Annotated in this window: 11 protein-coding genes; 3 read left to right on the forward strand and 8 right to left on the reverse strand. The window is 62.5% G+C overall.

The window, feature by feature from the left end:
- Positions 1–32 precede the first annotated feature (32 nt).
- Positions 33–266 carry a hypothetical protein gene (locus J3P84_RS03960; RefSeq protein ID WP_434627969.1) on the reverse strand — a complete coding sequence of 78 codons (234 nt, stop codon included), beginning with the start codon at positions 264–266 and terminating at the stop codon, positions 33–35.
- A gap of 199 nt (positions 267–465) precedes the next feature.
- Between J3P84_RS03960 and J3P84_RS03965 the strand changes: the two genes are divergently transcribed.
- Positions 466–1,404: a S66 peptidase family protein gene (locus J3P84_RS03965; RefSeq protein WP_434627972.1), complete on the forward strand. Its 939-nt coding sequence runs from the start codon at positions 466–468 to the stop codon at positions 1,402–1,404.
- Between the two features lie 112 nt (positions 1,405–1,516).
- On the opposite strand, the gene J3P84_RS03970 is transcribed toward J3P84_RS03965, so the two are convergent.
- From J3P84_RS03970 to leuS, 5 genes are all read right to left on the reverse strand, one after another.
- The gene (locus J3P84_RS03970; protein WP_434627975.1) at positions 1,517–2,839 is read right to left on the reverse strand and encodes a lytic murein transglycosylase; all 1,323 of its coding nucleotides are present in this window, start codon (positions 2,837–2,839) and stop codon (positions 1,517–1,519) included.
- Positions 2,840–2,911: 72 nt separating this feature from the next.
- Positions 2,912–3,076, reverse strand: coding sequence for an alternative ribosome rescue factor ArfA (gene arfA / locus J3P84_RS03975; protein WP_030140368.1), 165 nt, complete (start codon positions 3,074–3,076; stop codon positions 2,912–2,914).
- A gap of 147 nt (positions 3,077–3,223) precedes the next feature.
- Positions 3,224–4,261 carry a DNA polymerase III subunit delta gene (holA, locus tag J3P84_RS03980; protein WP_434571617.1) on the reverse strand — a complete coding sequence of 346 codons (1,038 nt, stop codon included), beginning with the start codon at positions 4,259–4,261 and terminating at the stop codon, positions 3,224–3,226.
- Between the two features lie 39 nt (positions 4,262–4,300).
- A complete protein-coding gene (gene lptE, locus J3P84_RS03985; protein ID WP_434627978.1) occupies positions 4,301–4,906 on the reverse strand; it encodes an LPS assembly lipoprotein LptE in 606 nt (201 codons plus the stop codon).
- 89 nt (positions 4,907–4,995) lie between these two features.
- Positions 4,996–7,602, reverse strand: coding sequence for a leucine--tRNA ligase (gene leuS, locus J3P84_RS03990; protein WP_434627981.1), 2,607 nt, complete (start codon positions 7,600–7,602; stop codon positions 4,996–4,998).
- A 293-nt stretch (positions 7,603–7,895) separates the two neighbouring features.
- Between leuS and J3P84_RS03995 the strand changes: the two genes are divergently transcribed.
- Together J3P84_RS03995 and J3P84_RS04000 are read left to right on the forward strand one after the other, a co-directional pair.
- A complete protein-coding gene (locus J3P84_RS03995; RefSeq protein WP_434627984.1) occupies positions 7,896–8,216 on the forward strand; it encodes a hypothetical protein in 321 nt (106 codons plus the stop codon).
- Between the two features lie 103 nt (positions 8,217–8,319).
- Positions 8,320–9,081 carry a YdcF family protein gene (locus tag J3P84_RS04000; RefSeq protein WP_434627987.1) on the forward strand — a complete coding sequence of 254 codons (762 nt, stop codon included), beginning with the start codon at positions 8,320–8,322 and terminating at the stop codon, positions 9,079–9,081.
- A 171-nt stretch (positions 9,082–9,252) separates the two neighbouring features.
- On the opposite strand, the gene lnt is transcribed toward J3P84_RS04000, so the two are convergent.
- Together lnt and J3P84_RS04010 are read right to left on the reverse strand one after the other, a co-directional pair.
- Positions 9,253–10,776: an apolipoprotein N-acyltransferase gene (gene lnt, locus J3P84_RS04005; RefSeq protein ID WP_434571625.1), complete on the reverse strand. Its 1,524-nt coding sequence runs from the start codon at positions 10,774–10,776 to the stop codon at positions 9,253–9,255.
- Between the two features lie 27 nt (positions 10,777–10,803).
- A complete protein-coding gene (locus J3P84_RS04010) occupies positions 10,804–11,643 on the reverse strand; it encodes an HlyC/CorC family transporter (RefSeq protein ID WP_186610826.1) in 840 nt (279 codons plus the stop codon).
- Positions 11,644–11,676: the final 33 nt, after the last annotated feature.

The raw sequence follows: 11,676 nt of genomic DNA on the forward strand, positions 1-11,676 counted from the left end.
TTGCTCGCGAAAGCGGTGGTTCAGCTAAATAGTTACTGGCACATGTCTCGCTCTTGCTCTTGCTCTTGCTCTTGCTCTTGCTCTTGCTCTTGCTCTTGCTCTTGCTCTTGCTCTTGCTCTTGCTCTTGCTCTTGCTCTTGCTCTTGCTCTTGCTCTTGCTCTGCTTTTGACTCTGATCTCAGCGCCCCGTTAACCACGCTGGCCGAACGCAGGCATTGCGTAGTGGGCATCCCGGCATGGATGCCGGGATAGCCGCGCTGGGCCATGGATGGCCCTTCGCGGCGGGCCCACGGAGCAATGCCGGAGTGAGGGCACACCGAGCCTAGGCGAGGTGCCGAGTGGTGGGGCAAAGCGCTTTTGGTTACTTTTGGCGCTTTACCAAAAGTGACCCGCTGTAAGAGCGGAACCCTAAGCAGCCATTACCGCAGAAACGGATATTCACACGATCAAAAAACCGGAAAACCCATGGCCCACACCCTAATCCCACACCACCCCGTCCCGGCCCTCCTTCAAGAAGGCCTGATCGGAGTGATCGCCCCCGCCGGCCCAGCCCCATTGGACACCGAAAAAGCCATCCAATGGATGCGCGCCAGGGGCCATGATCTGCGAATTTTCCCCGGCGTCTACGAAAAAGACGGCTACCTGGCCGGCAGCGACGATACACGACTGAACGACCTGCACGCCGCCTTCGCCGACCCAGAGGTAAACGCGATCATCTGCCTGCGCGGAGGCTACGGCACCCCCCGCCTGCTCGATCGCATCGACTTCGAGCTCATTAAACGAAACCCCAAGCCCTTCGTCGGTTACAGCGACATCACCGCCCTGCACCTGGCAATCAGCCGTTACGCCGGCTTCGTGACCTTTCACGGACCGTTGCTCAACGCCGACCTGCTGGGCGATAAGGAGCCCCCGACCGTCACGTCCTTTTTCAGCCTGCTGCGCGGCCAATTGAAAGCGGGCGACGTACTGAGCCATCCCGCAGCCTATCCATTGACTACCGTGGAACCCGGCATTGCCCAAGGGCGCCTGTTGGGCGGCAATCTGTCGATGATCGCCGCAACCATGGGCACGCCCTACGAAATTGATGCCGAAGGCGTGATCCTGCTGGTCGAGGACGTCAATGAGCCGCTATATCGCATCGACCGTCTGCTGACCCAATTGCGGCTGGCAGGCACCCTGGCGAAGCTGCGAGGCGTGCTATTGGGGGATGTCGCCGGTGTGGATGGCGAGGCGCTGAACCGCTTGTTCAAGCAGACCTTCGAACCACTGCGTATTCCGGTGTTGTCCGGCTGGCGCAGCGGGCATTGTGATCCGAACCTGACGTTGCCGATGGGCGCGCTGGTGACGCTGGATGCGGGGGAGAAGAGGTTGGTGCTGGAGCAGGATGTGGTGGTCAGCCGCTAATTTTCTGTTGCCTGATAGTCAGTCTTCGCGAGCAGGCTCGCTCCCACAGGGAATACATGAGCACCTGTGGGAGCGAGCCTGCTCGCGAAAGCGTCAGCCGCCGTACGGCAATTCAGCGACTACGCAACGCCTCCAGCAACTTGTGCGTCGGATACCCATCCGCCGGCCAGCCAAACGACTGCTGGGCGCTGCGGATCGCCTTGCGGGTGTTGGCGCCGATAATGCCGTCGGGCGTGCCCGCGTCGTAGTTGTGCTTGCCCAGCAGAGTCTGTAGTTCGATACGTTCGCTGCGGCTCAGGGGCAGGTCCTCCTTTGGCCACTGGCCGTAGACCAGGCCTGCGCCGGCGAAGCGCTGTGACAACAGCCCAACCGCCAAGGCGTAGGACGATGAGTTGTTGTACTTGAGGATGGCTCGGAAGTTATCGAATATCAGGAATGCCGGGCCGCGATGGCCTGCCGGCAGGAGAAGGGAAGCCGAGAGCTGTTTCTCATCCGGGGCAATCGGCAAACCGCCATATTCGGAAACGCCCAGGCGCTCCCATTCGGAGACGGGTTTGCGAATCGTGCCATCGGCCAGGGTGTAGTCGAAGCCTTCACCGAGCGAGACCTCGAATCCCCATGGTTGGCCGCGCTGCCAGCCGGAGCTTTGCAGGTAGTGCGCGGTCGAGGCCAGGGCGTCGGTGGCGCTGCCCCAGATATCACGACGCCCATCGCCATCGAAATCGACTGCATGTGTGTTGTAGGTGGTTGGAATGAACTGGGTCTGGCCCATGGCGCCGGCCCAGGAGCCGAGCATCTTTTCCGGGGTGATATCGCCCTGTTGCAGAATTTGCAGCGCGGCAATCAGTTGTGCGTGGGCAAAGCCCGGACGCCGTCCTTCGTAGGCGAGGGTGGCCAGGGAGTTGATCACTGACTTGGTCCCCTGGAACTGGCCGAAATTGCTCTCCATGCCCCACACCGCTACCAGCGCCTGGCGATCAACGCCGTAGCGCTGTTCGATGCTTTGCAGGATGTCGGCGTGCTGCTGGAGCAAGGCCTGGCCTTTGCGCACCCGCAAAGGTGACAAGGCGCCATCGAGGTATTCCCATACCGGCCGGCTGAATTCAGGTTGGCTGCGATCCGCCTTGATCACGCTCATGTCCGGGCTGACGCCGATGAAGGCACGGTCGAACAGGTCGGCCCGGATCCCGGCGGCCAGTGCTTCCTTGCGAAACCCGGCTTGCCATTCGGCGAAGGTCTGGGTCGGCGCAATATCCAGGTTCTCCCCGGTCGGCACTACGGGCGGCACGATGGCCGGTGCGGTCACGGCAGGCAGGGTCTTGAGCGGTTGGGCATCGGCGGCGGTGGGTTTTTCAGCGCAGGCGACCAATAACGCAACGCTTGCGGCAGCTATCAATTGGCGCAGTGGCCAACGACGGGAAAGGCGGAGGGGCATGCACGGGTCCAGATAAACGAATCAAGTGCTGACCTTAACATGGGCAGGGGCTGTAGAGCTTGTTCGAGTGTTTCAGGCTGCCAGAAAGCAAGAAGCCTCCCAGTTGTCAGACTGGAAGGCTTCGCGGCGGTAGCTGCCTTTGCCCTTGGCGGGTCGTTCCTGGCGGCTGCGGAACAGGGGCTGGGCGACGATGGACTTGGCCTTGTTGGGGCCATGCCTGGATGGCTTTTTGCTCATGACGGATCTCTCTTGGGGATGGTTTTTCGCGAGGCAATCATGGGACAGAGCTGGGTTTTTGTCCAGTCCCTGGACCGTGCTGGTTATGTCGTCTGGATGGAGAGATTTTGTCGCGAGGGAGCAAGCCCCCTCGCCACAGGTACCGGTTTATTCAGCGGGTAATGACAGCCGTTGGCCGGCCATCAACAGCGACAACCGGCTCAGGCTCATCCACGGCGAGCCTGCGGCCTGGCCCTTGATCTGTGCGTCGATGCGCTGGGCTTCGAGCAGCAATTGCGCCCAGCGTGATGCCGAGTAACGTTGCAGCGCCTTGCTCATCAACGGTTTGCGTTTGTCCCATACCGGCGGCCGGGCCTGGCTGAAGGCTTTGTCCAGCGGCACGCCCTGACTGTATTGCAACGACAGGTTCGCGAGCAGGCGCAACTCCCGGGCCAGCGCCCAGAGAATCACCGGCGGTTCGACGCCTTCGCCCCGCAGGCCTTCAAGCATGCGCAAGGCGTGGGCGGCTTCACCGTTGAGGATCGCGTCGGTCAGCCCGAAGACATCGAAGCGTGCGCTGTCGGCCACGGCCGCCTGGACCGTTTCCACCGTGATCTGGCCACCCTCGGCCATCAGCTTGAGTTTTTCGATTTCCTGGGCGGCGGCCAACAGGTTGCCTTCGACCCGGGCGGCAATCAGCTCAACCGCGTCCTGGCTGGCCGACAGGCCGGCCTGGGACAGGCGCTGGCGGATCCAGCTGGGCAACTGACTGACATCCACCGGCCAGATCTGCACGAACTGAGTCTGCTGGCCTTCGACCAGCGCCTTGCCCCACTTGGTTTTCTGCGCGCTGCCGTCGAGTTTCGGCAGGCTGATCAGCAGTACCGTGTCCTCGGCGGGCCGCGAGCAGTATTCGATCAGCGCGGCGGCGCCCTTGTCACCGGGTTTACCGGAGGGCAAGCGTAGTTCCAGCAGGCGTTTCTCGGCGAACAGCGACATGCTTGCCCCGGCCTGCAGTAACGTACCCCAATCGAAGCTGGCGTCGGCGGCGAACACCTGGCGTTCGTCGAAACCTTGCTGGCGGGCGGCAGAGCGGATGGCGTCGGCGGCTTCCTGGCACAGCAGCGGGTCATCGCCGCTGATGATATAGACGGGCGCGAGCGCGCCTTGCAGATGTTTGCCGAGTTGAGCGGGAGCGAGTTTCATAGGCGCAGGCGAGCGGGGCGCCGGAGCGCCCCGCAAGGCTTATTGAGCCGGGATCTGCAACGGCGACTGTTGCGGGGTTTCCGCCTCAGCCTTGCGTGCTGCTTCCAGCGCTTCGGCTTCGGCCTTGGCGCGAGCGTCGGCGGTCTGTTGCAGCTGGTCCAGTTGAGCCGGGCTCAGCTGTTGCAGGCGCAGCATCATGCGCTGGACCAGTTCACGGCGCATTTCGCCGCGAACTTCGACAGACTCCTGATCGGAACCGGTGATGTTGTTGCCGTCGTGCAGGTAGACCTTCTGCACCTGCAGCTTGTCATCCAGCAGCGACAGACCATTCTGGCCGCGGATTTCGTAGTTCAACACGTTGGTCAGCTCGTACTCGGCCGAACGACCGGCGCCGGCATAGCTGAGGCTGCGCTGGCTTTGCTGTTCGCTTGCCAATACCAGCTTGTACGGTGCGCCGCTGTAGACTTTCACACCGCTGTTTTCCAGGGTCTGACGCAGCATTTTCACGGTATCGCCATAAGCGTCCCGCGCGCTGAGGTCCAGTTCCTTGATGGCCAGCTCGGTGGTGCCAGTGCCGCGCAGCTGGAAGCCGCAGGCGCTCAACAGGACCGCCAGGCCCATAACCAGCAGATTACGTTTGATCATCTTGTTGCTCCCCTTGAAACCCATGGCCGACTGTGCGGCCCCGCAGGTCATATTCGGCGTCCGGCCGGTGGCCTGGACGCCCGATCCAATTAGCTTGCGACGATATTGACCAGTTTGCCGGGCACGACGATCACTTTGCGGATCGTCAGGCCATCGACGAAGCGCAGTACGTTTTCGTTGGCGCGTGCGGCGGCTTCGACTTCTTCGCGAGTGGCGGCGGCCGGCATGTCGATCTGGCCGCGCAGCTTGCCGTTGACCTGGATGACCAGGGTCAGGCTGTCTTGTACCAGCGCTGTTTCGTCCACCACCGGCCAACCGGCGTCGATCACCGGGTCGGCGTGACCCAGTTGATTCCACAGTTCATGGCTGATGTGCGGGGTGATTGGCGCGAGCAGCAGCGTCACCGCTTCCAGGCCTTCATGAACCAGCGCGCGATCCTGTTCGGTGTCTTGCGCGGCTTTTTCCAGCACATTCATCAGCGTCATTACTTGGGCGATGGCCGTGTTGAATTTGTGGTTCTGGCCGACGTCATGGCTGGCCTGCTTGATCGCCAGGTGAATCGAGCGACGAATGGCTTTCTGCTCGTCGTTCAGGCCGGCGAGGTCCAGTTTGCCTGGCAGACCCTGGCTGACGTGAGCCTGGGCCAGGCGCCAGACGCGCTTGAGGAAGCGGTGCGAGCCTTCGACGCCGGAGTCGGACCATTCGGCGCTCATGTCGGGTGGCGACGCGAACATCATGAACAGGCGGCAGGTGTCCGCGCCGAACTGATCAATCATCGACTGTGGGTCGACGCCGTTGTTCTTCGACTTGGCCATCTTCTCGGTGCCGCCGATTTCCACCGGCAGGCCATCGGCGATCAGCTTGGCGCTGATGACCTTGGCCTTGCTGTCGCGTTCGAGTTCGACGTCGCTCGGGTTGAACCAGGTATAGGCACCATTGGCTTCGCGACGATAGTAAGTCTCGGCGATCACCATGCCTTGGGTCAGCAGGTTCTTGAACGGCTCGTTGGAGCTCACCAGGCCTTCGTCGCGCATCAGCTTGTGGAAGAAGCGCGCGTAGAGCAGGTGCAGGATGGCGTGTTCGATGCCGCCGATGTACTGGTCCACCGGCAACCAGTGGTCGGCTGCGGATTTTTCCACCAGGCCGCCTTCATAATGCGGCGAGGCGTAGCGGGCGTAATACCACGAGGACTCGACGAAGGTGTCCATGGTGTCGGTTTCACGCTTGGCCGGTGCGCCGCATTTCGGGCAACTGCATTCGTAGAACTCGGGCATGCGCGCCAGGGGCGAGCCGGCGCCGTCGGGTACGACGTCTTCCGGCAGGACCACTGGCAACTGGTCTTCCGGTACCGGTACATCGCCGCAGGTGTCGCAATGCACGATCGGGATCGGGCAGCCCCAGTAGCGCTGGCGGCTGATGCCCCAGTCACGCAGGCGGAACTGGGTGCGCGAGGCACCAAGGTTCTTCTTGATCAGGGCGACTTCGATGGCGTCGAACGCACCGGCGAAATCCAGGCCGTTGAACTCGCCGGAATTGATCAGCTCACCGTGCTCGCCATAGGCATCCTGCCATGGCGCCGGGGTCTGGTCACCGGCGCTGGTGCGCACGACCGGTTTGACTGGCAGGTTGTACTTGTGGGCGAACTCGAAGTCGCGTTCGTCGTGAGCCGGCACGGCCATCACGGCGCCGTCGCCATAGTGCATCAGCACGTAGTTGGCGACCCACACCGGCAGTTTCTCGCCGGTGAGCGGGTGTTCAACGAACAGCGAGGTCGGCAGGCCTTTCTTTTCCTGGGTGGCGACATCGGCTTCGGCGACGCTGCCGCCCTTGCATTCGGCGATGAACGCCTGCAGCTCGGGGTTGTTCTGCGCCGCCAGGGTCGCCAGCGGATGTTCGGCGGCCACGGCCACGTAGGTGGCGCCCATCAGGGTATCCGGACGGGTGGTGAAGACTTTCAGGGCGCCGGCCTCGCCAATGGAGGCGACGTCGTACGGAAACTGCACTTCCATGCCCCGGGACTTGCCGATCCAGTTGCGCTGCATGGTCTTGACCTGCTCGGGCCAGCCGGTCAGCTCGTCGAGACTCTCCAGGAGTTCATCCGCGTAGGCGGTGATCTTGAAGTAGTACATCGGGATCTCGCGCTTTTCGATCAGCGCGCCGGAGCGCCAGCCGCGACCGTCGATGACCTGCTCGTTGGCCAGTACGGTCTGGTCCACCGGGTCCCAGTTCACGGTGCCGTTCTTGCGGTAGATCACGCCTTTTTCGAAGAGGCGGGTGAACAGCCACTGCTCCCAGCGGTAGTACTCGGGCTTGCAGGTGGTGACCTCGCGGGACCAGTCCACCGCAAGGCCCAGGCTGCGCAGCTGGGTCTTCATGTAGGCGATGTTTTCGTAGGTCCACTTGGCGGGGGCCACGTTGTTTTTCATCGCGGCGTTTTCCGCCGGCATGCCGAAGGCGTCCCAACCCATCGGTTGCAGGACATTCTTGCCCTGCATGCGCTGGTAGCGGGAGATCACGTCGCCGATGGTGTAGTTGCGCACGTGCCCCATGTGCAGCTTGCCGCTGGGGTAAGGGAACATCGACAGGCAGTAGTACGTCTCCTTGCCTGGCTGTTCACTGACTTCAAAGGACTTTTGCTCGTCCCAGAACGATTGGGCGGCGGCTTCGATTTCACGGGGCTGGTAGTGTTCGTGCATGGCTACTTTTGTACTGAATGGGGTGGCCCAATCCTCTTCATTGCCATGCTGGACGCAGACGACGCCGGATGCGGCGTTTTCGATGCCCAGCCAAGCTGGAAGTGGAGTTACAGGAAGCGCCGTAGCATACATGACCGCGCTCTGCCGAGGGAAACCTTGATTGCGTGTCCAGGCGTTGCCGACCATTGCCGACGGCCGGCGTTCAGGGCCGTTGGTCGCGGCGTCCTGCCGGTTTGCCCAGCGAAGCTAAGCTTCTCAATGGGGAGTGAGTCTTATCTTCAATGAGGTGAGGGATGGTTGAATCACAACGAAAAGTCGCTACACCTGAGCTGTACGAAAAACTGATCGATCGTCTCGGGGTGGCCCTGGACGCGGCAAGAACCGCCGGTCGCTTGCGTGATGAACGCCCGGCAGAGCTGGAACTACGCGGCTTGAGCCCCGCAGAGTTCGAAGTCGTCAAGGCTTACCTTGAGCAGGTCGGGCACCAGGCCTCCTCCAGTGGTGTCCAGGCAAACAAGCGTCTCGATGCGCCCCGTCCGGCCAAGGTTGTCTGGCTCAAGGACCGGGCGCCCGACAAGGATGCTGTAAAGGTCCGCTCGCTGCAGTTCAAGTGAAGCCGGATCCACGCGTGTCGCTTTTTTTTGATTCGGCTTTTTTCGAATCTGTTGTCGCATTGCGTCAACCCACCTAGGCTTCGGGCATCTTTGGAGATGCCCGATGCCGTTTCGTTATTTCATCAAACAACTTCTATTGCCGCCCGGCATTCTTTTACTGCTGCTGGCGCTTGCCTGGTGGTGGCGCGACTCCCGGCCGCGCCTGGCTCGCCTGTGTTTTGCCGCGGGCCTGGGTGGTTTCTGGCTGATGAGCCTGCCGGTGGTGGTGCAGTGGAGCGCCGAGGCATTGGAGCGTGAGCCGCCACTGCCGCGCAGTGGATGGGCGACCCTGGCTCAGCGGGCCGACGCCATCGTGGTGCTGGGGTCCGGTCGTGAGCGTGGCGACCTGGCCTGGGGCACTGACCAGCCCACCGGTATCGGTCTGGAGCGCCAGCGCTATGCGGCGCGCCTGGCGAAGGCGTCCGGCCTGCCTGTGCTGACTACTGGTGGCTTGCACTATGGCACTCCACCCAGCGAAGCGAAGCTGATGGCCGACGCGATGCTCGATGATCACGGGGTGGCCGTACGCTGGCTGGAAGAGCGCAGCCGCACGACTTGGGAAAATGCCCAGATGAGCGCGCAGATCCTGTTGCCTGAAGGCGTCAAGCGCGTGGTCGTTGTGACCCAGGCCTGGCATATGCCGCGCGCGGTCTGGAGCTTCCAGCGTGCGGGCTTCGAGGTGGTTCCCGCGCCGATGGGGTTTCTCGGCCAGGATAACGCCCGGCCATTGGGCGGCTGGATGCCGGAATTCAAGTCGATCTGGCAGTCGGGACAGTTGATGAATGAAGCGGTGGGGTTGGTGGGGTATTGGTTGTTCTACCGCTGAACAAAATCGAGGTGAGCACCATTGTGGCGAGGGAGCTTGCTCCCGCTGGCCTGCGAAGCAGGCCCCTGCAGTGCTCCAGGTAAACCGCACTGTCCGGTTTTGCGACTGCTGCGCAGCCGAGCGGGAGCAAGCTCCCTCGCCACAGAGATATCCAGCCCTACAAGAGGTGTGTCAAACGGTCTTGGCCATCCGTCCGGCCATCAACGCCCAGCCCAGCAGCAACACGCACAGGATGATCAACGGCCACGAACGCCATTGCAGGTAGGGCGTCAGGTCGTGCATCGGCACCACTTCGCCGTAGAGGATGCCGCGCTCGAATTGCGGGATGCTGACGGTGATCTGGCCGAAGGGGTTGATCAGGCCGGTCACCCCGTTGTTGGTGGCACGAATCATCCAGCGGCCGGCTTCCAGCGCGCGCATCTGCGCCATTTGCAAATGCTGCAGCGGGCCGATCGAAGTGCCGAACCAGGTGTCGTTGCTGATGGTCAGCAGCAGGTCGCTGCGCGCCGAAAGGCTGGCGGCGAATTCCGGGTAGACCACTTCGTAACAAATGAATGGAGCGATCTGGTAACCCTTGGCTTGCAGCAGCGGCTGGTCGGCCGGGCCCCGGGCGAAATCCGACATGGGCAAGTCGAAGAATGCGATCAGCCCGCGCAGCAGGTCCTGCAACGGCACGTACTCGCCGAAGGGCACGAGTTTCTGCTTGAGGTAGGTGCCATCGCCTTCTCCGGTCACGGTGATGCCGTTGAAGTAGCGTCTCTCGTGGCGCACCAGTTGGCGAATCGGCACGCCGGTGATCAGCGCCGAATGCCGCTCGGCGGCGAAGCTGCCCATCATGTCCAGGTAACCCTGGGCAGACTCCTTGAGCACCGGCACCGCGGTTTCCGGCCAGACCAGCAGGTCGACGCGCTTGGAACTGAGGCTCATGTCGCGGTACAGCGCCAACTGCGCGTTGAGCTGTTCGGGGTCCCACTTCATGCTTTGTTCGATATTGCCCTGGATCGCCGCCACGCTCAGCGGGTCGCCCGAAGGACTGGTCCAGGCGTGGCCCTTGAGCGCCATGCCGGCGACCCACGGACCGACCAGCAGCACCAGGCCCGCAGCGATGAAGCCCTTGCGCCCGGCGCGCAGCAGCCGGGGCACGTTGTACAGCAGCGCGGCGGTCAGGGCGAGGGTGAAGGATATCAGCCACATCCCGCCCAGCGGCGCGAGCCCCGCCAGCGGGCCGTCGAGCTGGCTATAGCCGGAATAAAGCCACGGGAAACCGGTCAGGAACCAGCCGCGGAAAGCTTCCTGGCCCAACCACAGCGCGGCGAAGGCCAGTGCGTCGGCCAAGGGCGCCTCGTTGCGCCGCAGCCAGCGCGCCCACAGCCAGGCGGGCAGGGCGAAAAACCAGGCGATGGCGGCGATGAACAACAGCATCAACAGACCGGCGAGCAGCACCGAGGCGCCGCCGAAGTTGTGAATGCTGACGTAGATCCAGCTGGTGCCGGCGCCAAACAGGCCGAAACCGAAACACCAACCACGGCCCAGGGCCTGGCGGGGCGAGAGTTCGCGCAAGCCGGCGTAGAACAACCCGACCGCGAGCAATGCCAGCGGCCAGATGTCGAAGGGTGCCAACGCCAGGGTGGTGATCGCGCCGGCCGCCACGGCCAGCAGGTTACCGGGCCAGCCGGGGCGGGTTATCCAGCGCATGTGTTTCCTTAGCGGGTCTCGCAGGGGTTAACGGGCAATGGGTGACAGGCGCAGCAGATGGATCCGGCGACTGTCGGCATTGAGGATGCGGAAGCGCCAGGAGCCGATCTCGGTGGTTTCGTTACGCTTGGGCAGGTGGCCGAAAGCGCTCATGACCAAGCCGCCGACGGTATCGAACTCATCGTCGGAAAACTCGCTGTCGAAGAACTCGTTGAAGTTCTCGATGGGCGTCAGGGCCTTGATCAGGAAGTCACCGCTGGGCAGTGGCTTGATGTAGCTGTCTTCCTCGACATCGTGTTCGTCCTCGATGTCGCCGACGATCTGCTCAAGCACGTCTTCGATGGTAACCAGTCCGGCCACGCCACCGTATTCGTCGATGACGATGGCCATATGATTGTGATTGGCGCGGAACTCGCGCAGCAGCACGTTAAGGCGCTTGGACTCGGGCACGAAGGTGGCCGGACGCAGCAAGTCCTTGATGTTGAAGCTGTCGCCGTTCTCCTGGAGGATCAGCGGCAGCAGGTCCTTGGCCAGCAGCACGCCCATGACGTCGTCATGGCTCTCGCCGACGACCGGGTAGCGCGAGTGAGCGGAATCGACCACGGCCGGAAGGAATTCGCGGGGAGTCTGGGTCGCCTTGATGCTGACCATCTGCGAGCGTGGGACCATGATGTCCCGCACTTGCAGGTCAGCGACCTGGATGGCGCCTTCGACGATGGCCAGCGCTTCGCTGTCCAACAGTTTGTTCTGGTGTGCATCGCGCAGCAGCTCCAGCAGCTCCTGGCGGTTTTTCGGCTCATGGGCAAAAGCCTGGGTGAGCTTGCCCAGCCATGACTTCTGCCCGTTGGTCGATCGATCTTCGCTCATAGCGATTACTCTGAATCCTTTGTCGTTACAGGT

Source organism: Pseudomonas sp. Z1-29, from assembly GCF_051131995.1.
Taxonomy (GTDB): Bacteria; Pseudomonadota; Gammaproteobacteria; order Pseudomonadales; family Pseudomonadaceae; genus Aquipseudomonas.